Raw genomic sequence first — 19535 nt, forward strand, 5'->3', positions numbered from 1 at the left:
GTATCGAAAAGGGATTAACCGTCGCTCATATCATCGTGACGGTGGGTGTTGCATCAGGCCGACGGGTCGGAATTGCCAAGCAGCTGCACCCCGTTGATCTTCCAGCCGTTTTCCAGCTGGACCATCTGATAGTCCAGGATGTGAACCCGGCCGTTCGCATCCACCACCATCACTTTCTGCCACCAGAACCCTGAGATCTGCCGCAATTCCAGAAATCGGATCTCAGCCGGGCGCCAGACCATTGGATAGCCGTTGCGCACCATCGCGCCAAAATTCTCGGGCGTGCGGAACATTGTCTGGATGTTGGGGCTGGCGAAGGTGAAGGCCGTGGCGAAGTCATCGGCCTTGAAGGCTTCAATCTGTGCCGCGATATTGGCTTCGATGTCGCCACTTTGGGCAACTGCGGCTGTTGCCAGACCGGCACTCAGGGAAACTGCAAGCAAAAGTCGACGCATTGGGCCACCTCCTGCCGGAAAAGTAGCCCCATGCAGTATGTGGTCAAATCAGGCCAGGTCTCCGGCCAGGGCCTTGTCGATCAGTGCAATCGTTTCGGGGACGCCATAAAGGGCGATGAACCCGCCGAACCGAGGACCTTGGCTGGCGCCCAACAACACCTCGTAAAGGGCTGTGAACCAGCCGCGCATCGGGTCAAAGCGCTCGCGGCCGATGGAATACACCACAGATTGCAGAGCTTCGTCCTCGACCGGACCGTCATAGGCTTCAAGCGCGAACTTCAGGGCTTCAAGCGCCTCGCGCTCTTGCTCCGTCGGCGCCCGATGCTTGCGGGTCGGTTTCACGAAGTCGTTGAAGTAGCGCACTGCAAAACCGGCGGCTTTGTCGAGGTCCGGGTGGCTTTCGGCCGTGGCTTCGGGCGCATAGCGGCGGATGAAGCCCCACAGAGTCTCCTTGTCCTCGGCACCTGAAACCGACGCGAGGTTCAACAGCATTGCAAAGGGTACGATCAAAGTCGATTCCGGCACGTCACCGCCGTGAATGTGCCAGACCGGATTGTTCAACTGAGCCTTCAGATCCTGCCCGGGGTAGGCACGCAACTGCTGATGGTATTCATCATATGCCTTCGGGATGACGTCAAAATGCATCCGCTTTGCCGTCTTCGGCTTTTGATACATGAAATAGGCCAGACTCTCGGTCGGCGCATAGGTCAGCCACTCGTCGATCGACACTCCGTTTCCGGACGACTTCGAGATTTTCTGCCCGTTTTCATCGAGGAACAGCTCATACGAGAAATGCTCGGGGGCACGGCCGCCCAGCGCCCGGCAGATCGCGTCATAGATCTTTTCGTTGGTCGCATGTTCCTTGCCATACATCTCGAAGTCGACGCCCAACGCCGCCCAGCGCGCTCCGAAATCCGGCTTCCACTGCAACTTCACATTGCCGCTGGTCACGGGCAGCGTCCACTCCTTGCCATCTTCATCATCGAAGGTGACGGTATAGGTCTCGGCGCACACCTTCTTCATCGGGACATAGAGGACCCGGCCCGTTTCCGGATGGATCGGCAGGAAGATCGAATAGGTCTGCTGTCGCTCTTCCCGCAGGCTTTTCAGCATGATGGCCATGATGTCGTCATATCGTTCGACTGCACGCTTCAGGATCTCGTCGAACTGACCCGAACGATAAAAATCGCGCGCCGAATAGAACTCGTACTCAAACCCGAACGTATCCAGAAAACGACGCAGCATGGCGTTGTTGTGTTCACCAAAGCTAGGATACTCGCCGAACGGGTCAGGGACCGAAGTCAGCGGCTGCTGCAGATAGGCTTCAAGGGCCTCGGGGTTCGGCACGTTGCTGGGAACCTTGCGCATCCCGTCCAGATCATCCGAAAAGCAGATCAGCTTGGTGGGAATGTCCGACAGGGCCTCGAAGGCGCGCTTGACCATCGTGGTCCGCGCCACCTCACCGAAAGTGCCGATATGCGGCAGGCCCGACGGGCCATATCCCGTTTCGAACAGAACGAAGCCCTTCTCCGGTGGAGACTTCTGATAGCGTTTGAGCAACCGGCGCGCCTCTTCGAAAGGCCAGGCCTTTGACGTCATGGCGGTTTCACGCAGTTCAGACATTTCGTTCGTTCTCCATCGGGAAATCAGCGACGGTCGCTCAATGCGACCGACCGGCATCTCCTATTGTGCAGATGCAGCGTGAGTCAATGACCGCAGGCGAGAAACGCCGCCCCTGCTACGATTTCAGACGGTTGCTCGTGACCTGAAACACGGCAAATTCTGATCAGGAGACAAGCAGACATCGGTATGTATTGGAAAACAAGATATTGAACCCTTTGCCACACCTCAATAACGTGCGGCACGATACCAATCGCAGGACGTCCCCATGACCCAACCCGTTTCCCACCCGATGTCGCCGCAGGATTGCCTTGTGGCCATCATGGTGGCCGTTTCAGCCTCGGACGAGAACATCCGCACCGTCGAACTGGTCAAGATCGAGACAGCCGTGAATATGCTGCCTGTGTTTGCCGACTACGATATCGACCGTATGCGCCGGGTTTCGCAGATCGTGTTTGACCTGTTCGAGCAGGAAGACGGTCTTGACGCACTGTTTGGTCTGATCCGGGACAACCTGCCTGAGCGGTTGAACGAAACGGCCTATGCTCTGGCCTGCGATGTCGCCGCTGCCGATGGCTCGCTCGCCGAGACCGAACTGCGACTGCTGGAAGAGATCCGGTATGAGTTGGAGATCGATCGGCTGCACGCCGCAGCGATCGAGCGCGGCGCACGGGCGCGTCACACCGTCTGATCGGATTCAGCTGCCATAAAGCGCGCCCCAGCGCTCGATGAGGGCCTGCTGCAGTTTGCGAGACCTGCGATTCCAGCTGCGCGCGCCTTCAGGGCGTTCGCGGCTTTCACGCGCGATGGTCGCCCGATGCGGAAGATCGGCAGTGAATATCGCAAAGGCCAACTCGGATCCTCCGGCGGTGGTCAGATACCCGCCCAGGCCAGATACAAAGTTCAAGGTCCCGGTCTTGGCGTCCACCTTGATCGGGTGCCCTTGGATCCGCTGGCCTTTGGCGTCGGTCAGGGTAAACGGCTTCAACAGATGTCGCAGCGTTTCATGCTGCTGAGCGGCCACCAGAACTTTGACCAGACCAGACGGTACCATTCGCGAAGCATCGCCCAACCCCGAATGATCCACCATTGCAATACCGGACGCGCCATAGGTCTGAGCCGACCAGCGATTCATCTCATCCGCGGACTCTACCAGTGTTTGCGGCCGCCTACCCCGCGCGACGGTCGCAGCCAGCCCCACCATCTCGGCCGTGAGGTTGGTTGAATATTTCAGCATCCCTTTCACTATGCTGGTCAGTTCATCGCTCTGATGCGTGACCAGAACGGTGCCGCTGGGGGCCTCGCGTGTGACTTGAACCCGCCCCAGGACGATGCCGTTCACCCGGGCTAGAGTGCGGAACACATCCCCGGCGTACAAGCCCGGTTTGCGCACGGGCAACCACCTGGCGCCACCATTACCCAGCGCGCCCTTGGCAACTGTCCAGCGGTCCTGCCGCGCGCTGGGTTGATAGCTGTAGACCGGAAGGTTGCGATTTTCGATCCGCATCGCGGCCATGTCCACCGACGGCGTATAACTGGCACTGCGTGCGTCCATGGTCACGTCATAGCTGGACCCTTGGCGTTTCCACTCGAAATGCACACGGTTGAAGTTCAGCGAAATTCCACTGATCGCAGGGCTATAGCCCACATGATCTGGCTGACCGGGGTCTATGCTGAATACATAGGGCAATGCGCCGCTGTACACTTTGAACGCCCCACGAACCTCGGTCAGTCCGGCCTTGCGCAGGTTGGCGGCCATCGTGGCCAGAGCATCGGTATCCAATACCGGATCGCCGCCTCCGACCAGTATAAGATCACCCTTGAGGATCCCGTTTTCAATCGGACCATCTGCGATCAGCTCTGTTTCGAACCGATGGTCCGGCCCCAGAACGTCCAGCGCGTATAGCGCGGTAAGGGCTTTGGCGACACTGGCCGGCGGCAAGCCGCGGGCCCCGCCGAATTCCTCCAGTTGCGCGCCGGTTTTCACGTCGGCCACGGCGAAGACCACTTCGCCCTTTAATCGCGCCGCCTGAATGATGCGTTCGGCACCGCTCAACTCGGCGCCACGGGCAACAGGCCGCAACGAGACCGTTGGCGCCCCGGCAAGACCCGCTGTGGGGATCAGAAGCGAACCGGCGCCGGCCAGAAAGAAACGTCTCGAAATACGATCAGTCATGGGTCAAATAAAATCCCAGAGATCACAGGCAAACAACCATGCAACTGAATTATGTGCCCATCGGGGCTGTTCAGGCAACACCTGTCAGGTCCAGCCGCCTTTGGAGCGTATCTGAGTCGAGCTGACATCGACCATCGGCACGTTCACGAAACACCAGGCCGGCGCGTCGGCCCGCCCCAAAAGATGCCGCGCCGTTCCATCAATACGGTATTTGGAATAAACACGCGCCGCCGGTGACATGCGCGCCGAAATCCGATCTCCGGGGCGCGCCACCACGCCTACAGGAACGGTGTCCATGATCAACCGCCAGTCCTTCCATTTGTGAAACTGGGCCAGGTTGTCAGCCCCCATCAGCCAAACGAACCGAACCTGCGGATAGAGCCGCCGCACGGCAGCAAGTGTGTCAGCCGTGGCGCGGGTGCCGGTCAGATCCTCTATGTCAGTCACCTCAACCTTGGGATGCTGCATGATGGACCGTGCAGCCTCAACTCGCTGATCGATCGGAGCCGGGCCGCGAGACTTCAGCGGGTTCCCCGGCGACACCAACCACCAGACCCGATCCAATCCAAAGGCCTTCATCGCCTCCAGTGTAACGTGCACATGCCCCTGATGCGGCGGATCGAACGATCCCCCGAACAGTCCCACGACCTGACCGGGCCGCGCATATGGTATCGCGCTTCTTAACATCCCCTGCTGTAGTCCAGAACTCGGCGGCCTTGTCAATCAACAGGTTGCACAGCGTCGCCCAAACCGACCGCCCCGGATCGCACCACTTCGGCACACCAGCCGCCATGCCCACGCACGGCAGAGTACCCCCCGTTGCCCAACGCCTCTTCCATCCTGCTGCAAGGCGCGCAGATAACCGTGATCCGCAAAATGGCTGTGCCGACTTGAACCTCGCGCCCTTTGAGAGCGCCCAGATTGATGCCGGAAACCACCAGATTGCGCCGCAGCACGTCCGGTGCGACCGGACCTTGCCCCAAATAGCTGCCGATCGCGGCAAGATGCTCGTGCTGAACCAGGGTCACCGCACGCTTCCCCGAGCGACCGCGATCGCCCTCAACCCCGTCTTCCCGGATCATGGCCTGACCCAGTGCGATCATATCCAATCGTCGCCCCGGTCTGACGCCGATCCATTCGATCCGCCCGGCCTTGGCCCAACCTGATACCAATTGCGCAAGTTCCGGCATTCCCAGCATCCTTCCCAGTCCGGTCAGGCCGGCGCATAAGGCCAGCCAGAAATTCGCCAAAGCACCAGCTTGCCCCGCCCGTCCCGCTTGGCTATCAAGCGGGTCAACCTGAATTCCCCGACCCAGAGGACGCGACATGGCCGCCTATCAATATGTCTACCACATGCAGGGTGTCTCAAAGACCTATCCCGGTGGCAAGAAGTGCTTTGAAAACATTCACCTGAGCTTTCTGCCCGGCGTAAAGATCGGTGTCGTCGGCGTGAACGGCGCCGGTAAGTCGACCCTGATGAAGATCATGGCCGGCCTCGATACCGATTTCACAGGCGAGGCGTGGGCCGCCGAGGGCGCAAAGGTCGGCTATCTGCCACAGGAACCTCAGTTGGACGAATCCCTGACCGTCCGTGAAAACGTCATGCTGGGCGTGGCCGAGAAAAAGGCCAAGGTCGACCGTTTCAACGAGATCGCGATGGAGATTGCCGAGAACTACTCGGACGAGTTGATGGAAGAGATGACCGCCCTGCAGGACGCGATCGACGCGGAAAACCTGTGGGACCTCGACAGCCAGATCGACGTTTCGATGGAGGCGCTGCGCTGCCCGCCGGACGATGCCAACATCGCCAACCTCTCGGGCGGTGAGAAACGCCGCGTAGCGCTCTGCAAGCTGCTGCTGGAAGCGCCCGACATGCTGCTCTTGGACGAACCGACCAACCACCTGGACGCCGAGACCATCGCCTGGCTGCAACAGCACCTGATCGACTACAAGGGCACGATCCTGATCGTCACGCACGACCGCTACTTCCTGGATGACATCACCGGCTGGATCCTCGAGTTGGACCGCGGCCGTGGCATCCCGTACGAGGGCAACTATTCCTCGTGGCTGGAGCAGAAAGCCAAGCGGCTTGAGCAGGAAGCCCGCGAGGACAAATCCAAGCAGAAGACCCTGCAACGCGAACTGGAATGGATGCGTCAGGGTCAAAAGGCCCGTCAGGCCAAATCCAAGGCCCGGATCAACGCCTACAACGAGTTGGCGGAACAGTCCGAGCGCGAAAAGCTGACCCGCGCACAGATCGTCATCCCCAACGGCCCGCGCCTGGGCAGCAAGGTGATCGAGGTCAACGGGCTGGCCAAGCATATGGGCGACAAGCAACTGATCGAGAACCTGTCCTTCAGCCTGCCCCCGGGCGGCATCGTCGGTGTGATCGGCCCCAACGGCGCCGGTAAGTCGACCCTGTTCAAGATGCTCACCGGCCAGGAAAAGCCCGATGCCGGCACCATTGAATACGGCGACACGGTACAACTGTCCTATGTCGATCAGTCGCGCGACGACCTCAACGACAACGACACCGTGTGGGAGGCGATCACCGGCGGCGCCGAGATCATCCAACTGGGTGACGCGCAGGTCAATTCCCGCGCCTATTGCTCGTCCTTCAACTTCAAGGGCGGCGACCAGCAGAAAAAGGTCTCGCTGCTGTCAGGAGGTGAGCGCAACCGCGTCCACATGGCCCGCCTGCTGAAAGAGGGCGGCAACGTCCTGCTGCTGGACGAACCGACCAACGACCTGGACGTAGAAACCCTGCGCGCGCTGGAAGACGCGCTGGTCGATTTCGCCGGCTGCGCCGTGGTCATCTCGCACGACCGTTTCTTCCTCGACCGGATCTGTACGCACATCCTGGCCTTCGAGGGCGATGCGCATGTGGAATGGTTCGAGGGCAACTTCGAGGACTACGAAGAAGACAAGAAGCGCCGCCTTGGACCGGACGCGCTGGAGCCCAAGCGCTTAAAGCACAAGAAATTTGCGCGGTAGCACCCCTGATACATCTCCGGATGGATAGTGTGGGCAGAAATCAGCCCATACTATCACCGGGATGATGGACAGTTGGAAAACGGTATGGCGGAAGCGCTACTGTTGCTTGGCTTCTTTGTGCTCGCAAGCATTTCGGCGTGGGTGTCTTCGCTGATCTTGGCGTCTGTGTTTCCATTCTTCAACTTCAAGAAAGAGTATACCGAGTATCTATTGAGGGTAAGCGGCGCACCGCCCACCCGTCTTCGTCTGCTTCTGACGGTTTACGGGGCTAACAGCTATTTCTTTAAGATAGATTGGGGGCACGATTCACCTGCACCGGGTGCACTCAAAACCACTCCAAATCGCAACCTTTTTCGCATGCTTCTCCTGGCACTTGCGACCTTGATTTTTACCGTGTTCCTGTGGATCGCTGCATTCGCGATGTTCAACATCATCTCGGCACGAATCTAGAAAACGACATCCCGGCATCTGGCTGATTGCTTGTGCCCATACGGGCTCTCGGGCGTCCGAATGCCATTGACTGGAGTCGACTATCAGACAGGTGACCGATCCTATTTCTTGGCCGATCCGCTAATGGATTCGTGTCCGTTCTGCCCGGATGGGACGCGATAATCTGACACCGAAAAGTCCGTAGCGGATTCGAATTCAGTTCGGCGGATTTATGTTCAAAACGCCCGCTGGCCCCTGAAAGCACAACACATTCTGCCCAACTGACCCTTGCCATATGGCCCTCTCAGTGCCATATGCAAAGAGCTTACGTTATTCTACTTCGACCTACTGTCTCCGTTTTCGGCGTTCAGTCTATCGATCCAGACAACGACGCCGGGCTGCCGCAATTCCGTGGGCAGCACTATTACAGGAGATACGGATATGCCCGCAGGCACCGTAAAATGGTTCAACACCACCAAAGGTTTCGGCTTCATCGCACCCGAAGAGGGCGGCAAAGACGTGTTCGTGCACATTTCGTCCGTCGAACGTTCGGGCTTGACTGGTCTGGCCGACAACCAGAAAGTCACCTATGAACTGCGCGCTGGTCGCGACGGTCGCGAAAGCGCCGACAACATCGAACTGGCCTAAATCAGGTCTCTGGGGGCGACGGATGGCCGTCGCCCCCATTTTTTTGCGCGGTTTCCGATCGCGCTTTCCAGCCCCGGTGGGGCAGGAAAACCACATCACTTTCCGGTGAAACCCGCGCGGGAATTGACCGGATCGGCTATTCTGAACAGACTGCTACCCTGTTTTCTTTGTTGATTAGCCGAGTATTGCCATGTTCTCACGCCGCAATTTTCTGATCTCCGCCGCTGCTCTCAGCGCCGTGCCAGGCACGGCCCACGCGAAGAAGAAGCCGGTCGAATACGACCCGACCCCGCAAATCGTTCGGATCAAGAAGCAGTTTTTGCCCGGGCAATTGTTGGTCGCGCCACGTTCGTTCTACCTGTATTTCGTGACCGAGCCCCGCAAAGCCATCCGTTATGGCTGTGGCGTCGGCAAGGCCGGGCTGGAATTTACCGGAACTGCGACGATCGACGTGAAAAAGGAATGGCCCACCTGGCGCCCGACCGAAGAGATGATCGAGCGGGACCCCGTTGCCTATGCCAAATTCAAGGACAATGACTATGTCCAGCCCGGTGGAGGAGACAACCCGCTGGGCGCCCGTGCCTTGTATCTGTTTCAGAACGGCGTCGACACGTATTTCCGCATCCATGGAACGACCCAGCCGCAGACCATCGGACGAGCCGTGTCGAACGGGTGCATCAGAATGCTGAATGAGCACGTGATCGACCTGTACAACCGCGTCCCGATCGGAACGGTCGTCACCGTCGTCTAAGGCAGCGGTCAAGGCCCCGACCAATCCACCCCTTCGGCTTTTTCAATCTTCAGTCTTCCGTTTGGCCACGGGACACAAAGGCTTGCCGCTTGCCTGTCCGATCCGTTCAGCCAGGTCCGGACGTCTTCGGGCCGCAACAGGACACCCATGCGGTGGTGGATCGGCCGCAGATCATCGTTCGGCTCGCAGGTCACTGCGGCGAACTGATCGACATGCTGACCACCGGGCGCGATCCATCTGTCCGTAATCGCGGCAAACAACAAGGGGATTCCGTCGGCGGATTCAATCCGCCACGCGGTTTTGCGGCGCTTTTCGCCGGTCCACTCGTACCAGCCATCAACCGGAACAACCGCGCGACCGACACCTAGAAAAGCAGATTTGTCAAAAACCGTTTCCGACCGCGCATTGATGATCGTTTCCATGACCGGTCGCCCCCGGGCATTGACGCGCCCTACGGGGATCATGCCCCACCGCATGGGCCCGACGCCTTCAGCAGTCAGAACGATCACTTCATGACCGGGTTGTATGTTCTGGCGCGGCTGTTCATCCGGCCAAGCAGTTTCTCGACCCAGGAATTCGGAAATCTGGGAAAACGGCCGCGTCAGAAAGAACCGCCCGGGCACGGTTTACTGCCGCTGTTTTGCGGCGGCGATCAGATCAAGGACAGCTGGTCCCAATTCATCCACGATCAACACAACGCCGCGCGCATTGGGGTGGATCCCGTCAGGTTGCATGTAGGTCTGCACGGCTCCGGGGTCGCCATCCGCCTGCAACCCGGAAAAAAAGCTGGGGGCATAGAGCGTGCCGAACTGGGTGGCCAGATCCGGATACATCGCGTCAAACGCCTGTTTGTAGTCCGCGCCATAATTGCCCGGGGCCTGCATGCCGATCAGCAGAACCGGAACCTTGGCCGTTTGCGCCTCGGTCAGAATTTTTTCCAGATTCGACTTCGAGACCGCCGGATCGATCCCACGAAGAACGTCGTTTCCGCCCAGCGCCACGATCATCCCGTCCACCTCTGGTGTCAGGGTCCAGCCCACACGCGCCGCACCGCCGGCCGTTGTGTCCCCGGAAACACCGGCGTTGATTATCTTCACCTCGACGCCTTGCGCATCCAGCCACCGGTTCAGTTGAGGGACGAACCCATCCTTCTCAACAAGGCCGTAGCCTTGAGTCAGCGAGTCTCCGAGAGCGGCCAGGACCACCGGCTCGGCTGTGGCAGCAATGCCGCAGAGCGACAACAGCCCCGCCGCCAGAGCCTTGCGCAAATTCCTGACCGCTCCATATCCCAAATGACTGCCCCTTTCGGAAAGACTTATGACTGAACCCGTTCTGACACTCCAAAATGCCGCTTTGTCGCTGGATGGCAATGCCGGACCCGTTGAAATCTTGCGGGACATCAATCTGACCGTCAAAGAGGGAGAGACGCTGGGCCTCGTCGGCCCATCCGGTTCGGGCAAATCCTCGCTGTTGATGCTCATGGGTGGGCTGGAGCAGACGACCGCGGGTCGCATCACCGCACTGGGGCAGGACCTGACCTTGATGAGTGAGGACGCGCTTGCCCGCTTTCGTCGTGATGCGATGGGCGTCGTTTTCCAGAATTTCCATCTGATCCCAACGATGACGGCGCTTGAAAACGTGGCCACCCCGCTGGAACTGGCCGGTCACCGCGATGCCTTCGATCGGGCCGAGGCCGAATTGGCGGCGGTGGGGCTTTCGCATCGGCGTGATCACTACCCGGCGCAACTGTCGGGCGGCGAACAACAGCGGGTCGCGCTGGCCCGCGCTTCGGCCCCGCGGCCTCGGATCCTGTTGGCGGACGAACCGACCGGCAATCTGGATGAGGCGAATGGAGCGGCCATCGTAGATTTGCTGTTCGGCCTGCGTGACCGGCACGGGGCAACGCTGGTTCTGGTCACACACAGCCACTCGCTGGCCCGCAGATGCGACCGGGTCGTCCGATTGCGCGACGGCCGCATCACCGAAGAGGCCAGCCAAGAGGCAGCGGAATGAGCTTGCGCCTGGCGACGCGCCTGGCCCGACGTGAACTCAGGGGCGGCTTACGCGGCTTTCGGGTTTTTCTGGCCTGTCTGACCCTGGGGGTTGCCGCCATTGCTGCGGTTGGATCGGTGCGGCAAGCAATCATGACTGGCCTTGCGCAAGAGGGCGCAGCCTTGCTGGGCGGCGATGCCCAGATCGAGCTGACCTACCGCTTCGCAAACGAAGCAGAAACCGCATGGATGGAGCAGAACGCCGATCGCGTGTCCGAAGTCGTCGATTTCCGCTCGATGGCCGTGACCCGCAGCGACGCACCGCAACGCGGACTTACTCAGGTCAAGGCCATCGATGACGCCTATCCTCTGATCGGCACCGTCCAACTGGACCCCGAAATCTCGCTGTCCGAGGCGTTGGACGGAAATGCCACTCTTCCCGGGGCAGTGATGGACCCGGTTCTGATCGAGCGTCTGGGGCTGGACATCGGCGACAGTCTTGCACTGGGCACGCAGGACTTTGTGCTGTCCGCCGCCCTGATATCCGAACCCGACGCGGCCGGAGATGGGTTCACCTTGGGCCCGCGCACATTGGTTCGCACAGCCGATCTGAAAGACTCGGGCCTATTGCAGCCCGGCACGCTGTTTTCGACCAAATACCGTATGGACCTGCCGGTCGGAGCCGACCTCGCAGAACTCTCGCAACAGGCCGAGAGCGTTCTGCAAGGCTCGGGGCTGCGCTGGACCGATGCGCGCAACGGCGCACCCGGAATTGCCGAATTCGTCTCGCGCCTCGGCGCGTTCCTGGTGCTGGTGGGTCTCTCCGGTCTGGCTGTGGGCGGCATCGGCGTGTCCGCGGCCGTACGCGCCTATCTCGCGCGAAAGACCGAAACCATCGCCACATTGCGTACGCTGGGCGCTGACCGCGCCACGATCTTTCAGACCTATCTGATCCAGATCGGCGTTCTTTCGGTTGTCGGGATCGCCGCTGGTGTAGCCCTTGGCGGGCTGGCCCCGATTCTCCTGGCACCCCTGATTGAAAGCCGGCTTCCCGTACCGGCCGTTTTCTCTGTCTATCCGCAACCGCTGTTCGAGGCGGCATTGTATGGCCTGCTGACCGCCTTGCTTTTCACCCTGTGGCCCCTTGCCCGGGCGGAGGACGTCCGGGCAGCGACCCTGTTCCGCGATGCGCTGAGCAGTGCCCGCAGGTTGCCCCGCGCCGCTTACCTGTTGGCGACGGGCCTTGCCCTGGCGACACTGATCGCCACCGCCGCTTGGTTCAGCGGATCCCCCTGGCTGACCCTCTGGACCGGAGGTGGATTTGTCGGCGCATTGGTGCTGTTGGCGCTGTCGGCCCAAGGCATCCGCTATGTGGCAAAAAGGGCCGCCACACGCGCCCGTGGCCGCCCGGCGTTGCGTTGGGCACTTGCCGCAATTTCCGACCCCCGTGAAGGTGCCGCATCGGTGGTCCTGTCTCTGGGATTGGGCCTGTCGGTTCTGGCTGCGGTCGGACAGATCGACGGCACTCTGCGCAATGCGATATCCGGGAACCTGCCGGACGTGGCGCCGTCGTACTTTTTCGTGGACATTCAAAAAGACCAGATGCCCGGCTTCAGCAGCCGGCTTGAAAACGACCCCGGTGTCACACGTGTAGAAAGCGCACCAATGCTGCGCGGAATCATCTCGCAGATCAACGGCCAGCCAGCACATCAGGTTGCGGGCGATCATTGGGTTCTGGAAGGCGATCGCGGCATGACCTATTCGGACAACGCGCCACAAAACGCCCGCATCACCGCCGGGGAATGGTGGCCAGAGGACTATTCAGGCCCGCCTCAGATCAGCTTCGCCGCGGAAGAGGCCGAGGAAATGGGTCTCAAGCTTGGTGACGAACTGACTGTGAACATTCTCGGGCGTGATATCACCGCGACCATAACATCGCTGCGCGAGGTGGATTTCTCGAACGCGGGCATGGGATTCATCATGTCTATGAATCCGTCCGCACTGGCCGGCGCGCCTCATAGCTTCATTGCAACGGTTTATGCCGAGGAAGAGGCCGAGGCAGCCATCCTTCAAGACCTTGCGACCCAGTTCCCCAACATCACCGCGATCCGGGTTCGGGACGCGATCGACCGTGTCTCGGGCCTGCTTGCCGGTTTGGCCTCGGCCACCTCCTACGGCGCCGGTGTCTCTTTGCTGACCGGTTTTCTGGTCCTGATCGGCGCAGCGGCCGCGGGAGAGCCCGCACGTCGCTACGAGGCCGCAATCCTCAAGACGATCGGCGCAGATCGCCGACGGATACTTCTCAGTTTTGGCTTGCGCTCGGCGCTTCTGGGTGCGGCTGCGGGCTGCGTGGCGCTGCTGGCCGGCATCCTTGGCGGCTGGGCGGTGGCGACATTCATTTTCGATACCAGCTTTGCGGTGATATGGCCTTCGGCATTGGGTATCGTCGCTGCCGGGCTGGCCGTCACGCTGCTGGCAGGGCTGTTCTTCGCCCTCCGCCCCCTATCCGTCAGCCCAGCCCGCGTCCTGCGGGCCAGCGATTGAATTCAACGCACGCAGGTAACGGGTTGCAGAATTTTCAGCAGCGGATCGTTGTCACAAACCAAAGCATCCAACGATATTTCATCCAGCGACGCAAAGAAGACCTCGGCCGCGTCCTGCAGCGCCAGACGCAGGCGGCAGGCATCGGTCAACGGACAGGTGTTGTCGGCATCCGCAAAACACTCGGCGATCGGCAAACTGCCCTCGACATGGCGAAAGACGGATCCGATCCGGATCTGGTCCGCCGGCCGACCCAGAGTCATGCCGCCGTTGCGACCGCGCTGCGTGCTCAGGTACCCCAGCTGACCCAGCTGGTTGATGACTTGGGCCAGGTGGTTTTCCGAGATGTTGCAGACATCCGCAATCTCGGATTTCGTAACGAGCCGGTCCGGATGTGCAGCGCAATACATCAACAGCCGCACGGCGATATTTGTTCGTTTGGTGATCCGCATCAGATCCTCCCCCCGAATTTCAAGATGCAGCCTTATTGCACAGGCCGCAAAAAAACGGTTTGACATACATCAATCGTCAAGAAGGACAGCACGCGACATGGCAGAGCCCTATTTCTTTGGCTATGGCAGCCTCGTAAACCTTGCCACGCATGACTTTCCCGACCCGCGACCGGCGGGACTCAGAGGCTGGCGCCGGGCGTGGCGGCATACCGATCTGCGTCCGGTCGCCTTCTTGACCGCAGTGCCGGATCCCGACTGCGAGATCGACGGCATGATCGCACATGTCCCCAAAAACGACTGGGCGGCACTGGATGAACGGGAGTGGGCCTATGATCGGATCCCCGCCACCCACGCCATAACTCATTCTCTGAAGACAGAGGTCGAGATTGCGGTCTATGCGGTTCCGGAACAGCACCGCAAGGACCCGACGCACAGCCACCCCGTTTTGCTCAGCTATGTGGACGTTGTGGTGCAGGGGTATTTGCGCGCATTCGGCTTGCCGGGTGTCGAGCGTTTCTTCGCCACGACCGACGGGTGGGACGCGCCGATCCTGAATGACCGGAACGCGCCGCGTTATCCGCGCCACCAACAGCTTCACCCCGACGAAACAGCCTTGGTCGATGAGCACCTGTCCCGGGTCTCGGCCCGGATCGTTCAGACCGCGTGAAAAAGGCGGGCGCCTGCAGCACCCGCCTCTGGTTCTTGTTCAGATCGAAGGCGACACCGCTCCGCGGTGTCTTATTTTCGCGCCCGCACGACCTGCAGCAACGGCAGAAAGGTCGCCATCTCGGGGCCACGCTCCATTCCGGTCAGCGCCTTGCGCAACGGCATGAACAGGCCCTTGCCCTTGCGGCCAGTCGCCTCTTTCACTGCCGCGGTCCACTTGCCCCAAGTCTCGCCGTCAAACGGCCCCTCGGGCAGCAGTTCCATCGCCTGCGCGACGAATTCGCGGTCTTCGTCGTCGATCAGCGGCTCGGCCCCGTCGCGGCACAGCTCCCACCAGCCTTTCAGGTCTTTCAGCGTCGTGATGTTCTCGCGCGCCATCATCCAGAACGGCTCGGCCAGTTCATCGGGTACACCGGCCGCGGCCACCGCGTCGGCAACCTTCTCGAGCGGCAGCGTCTGCAGATATCGGGCCGTCAGCGGAAACAGGTCCTGAACGTCGAACTTGGTCGGCGCCGACCCGAACCGGGTCACGTCGAAACCTTCGATCAACCCGGCCATGTCACTGCGCAGCTCCACCGGATCCGAAGACCCCAACCGCGCCATCAAGCTCAGCAGCGCCATCGGCTCCACGCCTTGTTCGCGGAGATCGCGCAGCGCCAGCGTTCCAAGACGCTTGGACAGCGCCTCACCCTGCGGGCCGGTCAGCAACGAGTGATGGGCAAAACGCGGGACGGTTCCGCCCAGCGCCTTGATGATCTGAATCTGGGTCGCTGTGTTGGTCACGTGGTCGGCGCCGCGCACCACGTCGGTCACGCCCATCTCGGTGTCGTCCACCACCGAGGCCAGCGTGTACAGCACCTGCCCGTCGCCGCGGATCAGCACCGGATCCGACACCGAGGCCGCGTCGATCGACACGTCACCCAGAATGCCGTCCGTCCACTCGATGCGCTCATGATCCAGCTTAAACCGCCACACGCCGTTGCCGCGTTCAGACCGCAGCGCCTCTTTCTCAGCCTCCGACAGGTTCAGGGCGGCGCGGTCATAGACCGGCGGCTTGCCCATGTTCAGCTGCTTCTTGCGCTTGAGGTCCAGCTCGGTCGGGGTCTCAAAGGCTTCGTAGAACCGGCCGATCTCGCGCAGCTTGTCGGCGGCTTCCGCATAGCGGTCCAGCCGGTCCGACTGCCGTTCGACCCGATCCCAGTGCAGACCCAGCCACTCGAGATCCTGCTTGATCGCATCAACATATTCTTTCTTCGACCGCTCGGGGTCGGTGTCGTCGATACGCAGGATGAACGTGCCGCCGGCCTTGCGGGCGATCAGATAGTTCATCAGCGCGGTGCGCAGGTTGCCCACATGAATATAACCGGTGGGCGAAGGGGCAAAACGGGTGGTTGTCATGGATGTCTCCTGTTGGCGCGGCTCATGTCACATGAGCGCGTTTTTGTCCAGAAGGCGGTGCGAATGCTTGCCGTTTACTCGGACTTGATGGGCCAACGTGATGACAGATCATCCAACCCTGCGCGGATCAATTCGGCCAACACGTCCTCGTCAATGTCCGACAGCTTGTTCACGTACAGACATGATTTGCCGGTCTTGTGCTTGCCCAGGCGCGCCAGAATACTGCCGAAATCGGAGTAGCCCGGCATGATATAGATCGAAAACGCGCCCTTGCGTGGGGAGAACCCGGTGGCCAGAAACGTGCCTTCCCGCCCGGACTTGTAGCGGTAGTCATACCGCCCGTATCCAACGATGGATGGCCCCCACATGACTGGCCGAAACCCGGTGACGGTTTCAAACAGGGTGTTCAGCCTCTGCGCCTCCACAGCGCGCGCGGCTGGCAGGATCGCCGCCAAAAATTCCTGGACGCTTTGATCGGTCGGAACGGTTTTGTTTCCTGAGCGGGACATGAACAAGATTTAACATGCGTTCGGCCAGCGCGCAGCCCATATGGTAGAGTGGAAAGTGGCAATTATCCGAAAGCGTTCTAATTCGTCGCACGTAATCTGACAGGGAGACTTTGAAATGACCATGAAACTGACCCGCCGGGCCGCTTTGGGCACCGCCGCTGCGTTACCTTTTGCATCTATCGCGACACAGTCACTCGCTGCCGGGGCCGAAACCAAGGCCAACTCGACAGTCGCCCGCAGCTTTCAACTGGGCGATTTCACGGTCACGACCCTGTTGGATGGCAGCCTGCCGAGAGACGGCGCCCAAGAGATTTTCGGCGGTGGCGCGTCAGACGAGGAGTTCGCCAAGGTATCGGCCGACAATTTCATCTCGCCCGACATTGCCCAGTTCTTCTTCACGCCAACGCTCGTCAATACCGGATCCGAACTGATCCTGTTTGACACGGGATTGGGCCAAGGCGGTATCCAGAAGGCTCTGGCCGATGCGGGCGTTGGCCCCGAGGCGATCAACGTTGTCGTCCTGACCCACATGCACCCCGACCACATTGGCGGCATGACGACCAACGATGCCGCGACCTTTCCGAACGCACGATATGTGACCGCCGCGGCCGAGTATGATTTCTGGTCAGCACAGGAGGCCGGCAACCGCGTCGGCGACCTTGTGGCAGCCAAGGTCACCCCGATGGCTGAAAAGATGTCGTTCATCGAGGACGGTGGCGAGGTCGCATCCGGCGTGACCGCCATGGCGGCCTTCGGGCATACGCCTGGCCATATGATCTATCATCTCGAAAGCAACGGTCAGCGGCTGATCCTGACCGCCGATCTTGCCAATCACTATGTCTGGTCCTTCGCGCATCCGGAATGGGAAGTCCGGTTTGACATGGACAAGGCAGCGGCCACCGCATCGCGTCGGAACGTGTTGGGTATGCTGGCCGCCGACAAGGTCCCGATGATCGGCTACCACATGCCTTTCCCGGCCGCCGGCTATGTCGAGCCGCGCGGCGAAGGCTTCCGCTTTGTACCCGTCAGCTATCAGATGATGGGCTGATCAATACCCCGGGTCCGGCCGTACTTTCGTACCGTCCGAAAACCGCGACAGTCGAAAGGCGGCCGGGTCCACACAAGGCGCTGTGTTCGTCACCAGATCGGCCACCAGGCGGCCGGCCCCGGGCCCTATGCCAAATCCATGTCCCGAAAATCCGGTTGCGATCACCAGTCCCGGGATTTCCTGCACGTTTGAGATGACCGGGATTGCATCCGGGGTCACATCGATCATCCCTGCCCAGCTCTGCACGATTTCGGCACCAACCAGTGCCGGAAGCGCCTGACGGGCCTTGGCCCATGACTTGCGGAGCGCCCTTTGCGACGGCTCGGGGTCCAGTATCCGACAGAGTTCGAACGGGGTTACGTCGGTGGGCGCCCATGACCGGCGCTGACGCGCCTCAATGGTCCAGCGGTGCGACAGGCGGAATCTTAGCGATTTCCATTCCTGCGCGAATGCCGGCAGGAATTTCGCGGCCAACCGAAAACTGTCAGGAACGATATCCACCGTGTTTTCATGGCCCGAGGCGATCGTGTACCCGCCGTCGGCGCGTTTGCGAATGGCAAAATCATCCGACCACAGAGCTGTTTCCGGACCCGGCTCCACAGGCGAGGTCCGCAGAACCGTGTTCAGCACCTTCAGCTGTGGCAGGGCGATTCCTTCGTTACCGGCAAACAACCGAGACCAAGCCCCCCCGGCCAGAACCACTTGATCGCAAGCGACCCGCCCCCGTTCCGTGTAAACCCCGGCAACACAACCAGCTTTCAGGTCGAGACAGCGTACCGCGCAATTTGTCATGATGACCGCGCCTTGGTCACGCGCCGCCTCGGCCAACGCCGGAGCAACCCATTGTGGCTCAGCCCGTCCGTCCTGCGGCGTGAAAAGCGCGGCCTTCAGCTTGGTCTTGAGGCCAGGCATGTGCTGTTCCAACTCGGATCCGGAAACCATGCGCGCTCCGGTCTGGTAGCCCTCGAGGTTTCGCAACCAGCGTTCCATTTCAGCTGCGGACCGGTCGGTCCGCGCACCGAACAGAATGCCGGATTGCACATAGCCGGTTTTGCGCCCGATCCGCTCATCAAGCGATTGCCAGATCCTGAGCGACTCGGTCATCAACGGTATTTCGCGCGGGTCGCGCAGCCCCAGGCGAACCCAGCCCCAGTTCCTGGAACTCTGTTCAGCGCCGATCTGGCCCTTTTCACACAAGAGGACGGAATTGCCATGTTCCGCCAGTTCCAGCGCAGTTGAGACACCGATAATCCCTCCGCCGACGATCACGACGTCAACGGATTTGGGCAGGCAAAGATCGGATTCAACAGGGTTGGGCTTGGGGCCGGGCATCAACGGATCTTGTTAGTCAGACACGAGCTTCATCGAGCCTTGGCAAACGTCACCCGGCAATCCTGAATAACGGAAAAAGCATCACTTTGTTCGGCTGTGTGGCGTCGATGCAAACGCCACAATGCAATTAGACCGGCACCCGGTTCAGGCCGCGCCCGAGAACTCGGCCCATTTCTGACGCAACAAAGCTGCGACACCCGAGTTTTGGGTCTCTGTCTCGGTCTCTTCGGGTTGAAGCTCGGGCAATTCCGGGTGTTTGGCTGAAAACTCCTCGGACGGCTCCTCGCTCTCTGCATCAGCCTCGGCCAACACACCGGCGATTGCCGCTTCCAGACGCGCCTCATCCAATTCGCGCGCCGGTGTCTCCATTGTCTTGTACCTCAACGGCGCATGCAGCGGTTTGTCATATCCATCAACCATCGGACCACCTAAACCTTATAACCGGCACCCCACCATGGATGCGTCACCAGAAAACTTGGTCTTCAACTGCGCTTCGGCCGACAGATCAATGCCCGGCCCCCGCGC

At 60.5% G+C, this 19535-nt stretch carries 21 protein-coding genes; 9 read left to right on the top strand and 12 right to left on the bottom strand.

The features are described 5' to 3' along the window. Positions 1–53: 53 nt before the first annotated feature. Positions 54–455, bottom strand: coding sequence for a DUF4864 domain-containing protein (locus ACR0IR_RS13900; protein WP_170343260.1), 402 nt, complete (start codon positions 453–455; stop codon positions 54–56). Positions 456–503: 48 nt separating this feature from the next. Further along, on the bottom strand, positions 504–2078 hold the full coding sequence (locus ACR0IR_RS13905) for a lysine--tRNA ligase (RefSeq protein WP_170365286.1): 1575 nt from the start codon (positions 2076–2078) through the stop codon (positions 504–506). A gap of 265 nt (positions 2079–2343) precedes the next feature. Between ACR0IR_RS13905 and ACR0IR_RS13910 the strand changes: the two genes are divergently transcribed. Next, entirely contained in the window at positions 2344–2766 is a 423-nt protein-coding gene (locus ACR0IR_RS13910) for a tellurite resistance TerB family protein (RefSeq protein WP_093963405.1), read from the top strand. A 6-nt stretch (positions 2767–2772) separates the two neighbouring features. On the opposite strand, the gene dacB is transcribed toward ACR0IR_RS13910, so the two are convergent. The 3 genes from dacB to ACR0IR_RS13925 all read right to left on the bottom strand — a co-directional run bounded on the left by dacB (position 2773) and on the right by ACR0IR_RS13925 (position 5441). Next, complete coding sequence (dacB, locus tag ACR0IR_RS13915) at positions 2773–4251, bottom strand: D-alanyl-D-alanine carboxypeptidase/D-alanyl-D-alanine endopeptidase (RefSeq protein WP_170365288.1); 1479 nt, start codon at positions 4249–4251, stop codon at positions 2773–2775. Between the two features lie 84 nt (positions 4252–4335). Then, on the bottom strand, positions 4336–4938 hold the full coding sequence (locus ACR0IR_RS13920) for a nicotinate-nucleotide adenylyltransferase (RefSeq protein WP_170365289.1): 603 nt from the start codon (positions 4936–4938) through the stop codon (positions 4336–4338). A 32-nt stretch (positions 4939–4970) separates the two neighbouring features. Continuing rightward, positions 4971–5441, bottom strand: coding sequence for an MOSC domain-containing protein (locus ACR0IR_RS13925; protein ID WP_170365291.1), 471 nt, complete (start codon positions 5439–5441; stop codon positions 4971–4973). A gap of 136 nt (positions 5442–5577) precedes the next feature. Here ACR0IR_RS13925 and ettA point away from each other — a divergent pair, with 136 nt between their 5' ends. The 4 genes from ettA (at position 5578) to ACR0IR_RS13945 (ending at position 9073) form a co-directional block, all read left to right on the top strand. Beyond that, on the top strand, positions 5578–7245 hold the full coding sequence (gene ettA / locus ACR0IR_RS13930) for an energy-dependent translational throttle protein EttA (protein ID WP_170343264.1): 1668 nt from the start codon (positions 5578–5580) through the stop codon (positions 7243–7245). Between the two features lie 84 nt (positions 7246–7329). Beyond that, entirely contained in the window at positions 7330–7695 is a 366-nt protein-coding gene (locus ACR0IR_RS13935) for a hypothetical protein (RefSeq protein WP_170365292.1), read from the top strand. Between the two features lie 420 nt (positions 7696–8115). After that, positions 8116–8322 carry a cold-shock protein gene (locus tag ACR0IR_RS13940; RefSeq protein ID WP_093963409.1) on the top strand — a complete coding sequence of 69 codons (207 nt, stop codon included), beginning with the start codon at positions 8116–8118 and terminating at the stop codon, positions 8320–8322. A gap of 190 nt (positions 8323–8512) precedes the next feature. Continuing rightward, positions 8513–9073 carry a L,D-transpeptidase gene (locus tag ACR0IR_RS13945; protein ID WP_170365294.1) on the top strand — a complete coding sequence of 187 codons (561 nt, stop codon included), beginning with the start codon at positions 8513–8515 and terminating at the stop codon, positions 9071–9073. 8 nt (positions 9074–9081) lie between these two features. Here ACR0IR_RS13945 and ACR0IR_RS13950 read toward each other — a convergent pair whose 3' ends face one another. Both ACR0IR_RS13950 and ACR0IR_RS13955 read right to left on the bottom strand, forming a co-directional pair. Continuing rightward, positions 9082–9696 (bottom strand): SOS response-associated peptidase, encoded by a 615-nt coding sequence (locus ACR0IR_RS13950; RefSeq protein WP_170365296.1) that lies wholly within the window; start codon positions 9694–9696, stop codon positions 9082–9084. A gap of 3 nt (positions 9697–9699) precedes the next feature. Then, positions 9700–10341, bottom strand: coding sequence for an arylesterase (locus tag ACR0IR_RS13955; RefSeq protein ID WP_254441581.1), 642 nt, complete (start codon positions 10339–10341; stop codon positions 9700–9702). A gap of 49 nt (positions 10342–10390) precedes the next feature. Between ACR0IR_RS13955 and ACR0IR_RS13960 the strand changes: the two genes are divergently transcribed. Further along, positions 10391–11086, top strand: coding sequence for an ABC transporter ATP-binding protein (locus tag ACR0IR_RS13960; RefSeq protein WP_170365300.1), 696 nt, complete (start codon positions 10391–10393; stop codon positions 11084–11086). Then, positions 11083–13608, top strand: a complete 2526-nt coding sequence (locus tag ACR0IR_RS13965; protein ID WP_170365302.1) for an ABC transporter permease — start codon at positions 11083–11085, stop codon at positions 13606–13608. Before ACR0IR_RS13960 ends, ACR0IR_RS13965 begins: the two co-directional genes overlap by 4 nt. Before the next feature lie 2 nt (positions 13609–13610). On the opposite strand, the gene ACR0IR_RS13970 is transcribed toward ACR0IR_RS13965, so the two are convergent. Then, positions 13611–14057: an RrF2 family transcriptional regulator gene (locus ACR0IR_RS13970; protein WP_170360231.1), complete on the bottom strand. Its 447-nt coding sequence runs from the start codon at positions 14055–14057 to the stop codon at positions 13611–13613. Positions 14058–14154: 97 nt separating this feature from the next. Between ACR0IR_RS13970 and ACR0IR_RS13975 the strand changes: the two genes are divergently transcribed. After that, positions 14155–14724, top strand: a complete 570-nt coding sequence (locus ACR0IR_RS13975) for a gamma-glutamylcyclotransferase family protein (protein ID WP_170365304.1) — start codon at positions 14155–14157, stop codon at positions 14722–14724. 71 nt (positions 14725–14795) lie between these two features. Here the strand turns inward: ACR0IR_RS13975 and gltX are convergent, their stop codons facing one another. Together gltX and ACR0IR_RS13985 are read right to left on the bottom strand one after the other, a co-directional pair. Continuing rightward, a complete protein-coding gene (gene gltX, locus ACR0IR_RS13980; protein ID WP_170365306.1) occupies positions 14796–16121 on the bottom strand; it encodes a glutamate--tRNA ligase in 1326 nt (441 codons plus the stop codon). A 74-nt stretch (positions 16122–16195) separates the two neighbouring features. Continuing rightward, a complete protein-coding gene (locus tag ACR0IR_RS13985; RefSeq protein WP_170365308.1) occupies positions 16196–16630 on the bottom strand; it encodes a DUF1801 domain-containing protein in 435 nt (144 codons plus the stop codon). Positions 16631–16745: 115 nt separating this feature from the next. Here ACR0IR_RS13985 and ACR0IR_RS13990 point away from each other — a divergent pair, with 115 nt between their 5' ends. Next, complete coding sequence (locus tag ACR0IR_RS13990; protein WP_170365310.1) at positions 16746–17678, top strand: MBL fold metallo-hydrolase; 933 nt, start codon at positions 16746–16748, stop codon at positions 17676–17678. Here the strand turns inward: ACR0IR_RS13990 and ACR0IR_RS13995 are convergent, their stop codons facing one another. After that, complete coding sequence (locus ACR0IR_RS13995; protein WP_170365312.1) at positions 17679–19010, bottom strand: NAD(P)/FAD-dependent oxidoreductase; 1332 nt, start codon at positions 19008–19010, stop codon at positions 17679–17681. It lies immediately after the preceding gene. Positions 19011–19154: 144 nt separating this feature from the next. Further along, positions 19155–19430, bottom strand: a complete 276-nt coding sequence (locus ACR0IR_RS14000; protein WP_170343276.1) for a hypothetical protein — start codon at positions 19428–19430, stop codon at positions 19155–19157. Between the last annotated feature and the right edge of the window lie 105 nt (positions 19431–19535).

It is taken from the genome of Ruegeria sp. CF2, assembly GCF_056537385.1.

Bases quoted from the DNA above. Each gene is read 5' to 3' on its own strand.
- ACR0IR_RS13945 (WP_170365294.1), top strand. From the start codon at position 8,513: ATGTTCTCACGCCGCAATTTTCTGATCTCCGCCGCTGCTCTCAGCGCC.
- gltX (WP_170365306.1), bottom strand. From the start codon at position 16,121: ATGACAACCACCCGTTTTGCCCCTTCGCCCACCGGTTATATTCATGTG.
- ACR0IR_RS13975 (WP_170365304.1), top strand. From the start codon at position 14,155: ATGGCAGAGCCCTATTTCTTTGGCTATGGCAGCCTCGTAAACCTTGCC.
- ACR0IR_RS13905 (WP_170365286.1), bottom strand. From the start codon at position 2,078: ATGTCTGAACTGCGTGAAACCGCCATGACGTCAAAGGCCTGGCCTTTC.
- ACR0IR_RS13965 (WP_170365302.1), top strand. From the start codon at position 11,083: ATGAGCTTGCGCCTGGCGACGCGCCTGGCCCGACGTGAACTCAGGGGC.
- ACR0IR_RS13960 (WP_170365300.1), top strand. From the start codon at position 10,391: ATGACTGAACCCGTTCTGACACTCCAAAATGCCGCTTTGTCGCTGGAT.
- dacB (WP_170365288.1), bottom strand. From the start codon at position 4,251: ATGACTGATCGTATTTCGAGACGTTTCTTTCTGGCCGGCGCCGGTTCG.
- ACR0IR_RS13900 (WP_170343260.1), bottom strand. From the start codon at position 455: ATGCGTCGACTTTTGCTTGCAGTTTCCCTGAGTGCCGGTCTGGCAACA.
- ACR0IR_RS14000 (WP_170343276.1), bottom strand. From the start codon at position 19,430: ATGGTTGATGGATATGACAAACCGCTGCATGCGCCGTTGAGGTACAAG.
- ACR0IR_RS13920 (WP_170365289.1), bottom strand. From the start codon at position 4,938: ATGTTAAGAAGCGCGATACCATATGCGCGGCCCGGTCAGGTCGTGGGA.
- ACR0IR_RS13970 (WP_170360231.1), bottom strand. From the start codon at position 14,057: ATGCGGATCACCAAACGAACAAATATCGCCGTGCGGCTGTTGATGTAT.
- ACR0IR_RS13995 (WP_170365312.1), bottom strand. From the start codon at position 19,010: ATGCCCGGCCCCAAGCCCAACCCTGTTGAATCCGATCTTTGCCTGCCC.
- ACR0IR_RS13990 (WP_170365310.1), top strand. From the start codon at position 16,746: ATGACCATGAAACTGACCCGCCGGGCCGCTTTGGGCACCGCCGCTGCG.
- ettA (WP_170343264.1), top strand. From the start codon at position 5,578: ATGGCCGCCTATCAATATGTCTACCACATGCAGGGTGTCTCAAAGACC.
- ACR0IR_RS13910 (WP_093963405.1), top strand. From the start codon at position 2,344: ATGACCCAACCCGTTTCCCACCCGATGTCGCCGCAGGATTGCCTTGTG.
- ACR0IR_RS13935 (WP_170365292.1), top strand. From the start codon at position 7,330: ATGGCGGAAGCGCTACTGTTGCTTGGCTTCTTTGTGCTCGCAAGCATT.
- ACR0IR_RS13940 (WP_093963409.1), top strand. From the start codon at position 8,116: ATGCCCGCAGGCACCGTAAAATGGTTCAACACCACCAAAGGTTTCGGC.
- ACR0IR_RS13925 (WP_170365291.1), bottom strand. From the start codon at position 5,441: ATGCCGGAACTTGCGCAATTGGTATCAGGTTGGGCCAAGGCCGGGCGG.
- ACR0IR_RS13985 (WP_170365308.1), bottom strand. From the start codon at position 16,630: ATGTCCCGCTCAGGAAACAAAACCGTTCCGACCGATCAAAGCGTCCAG.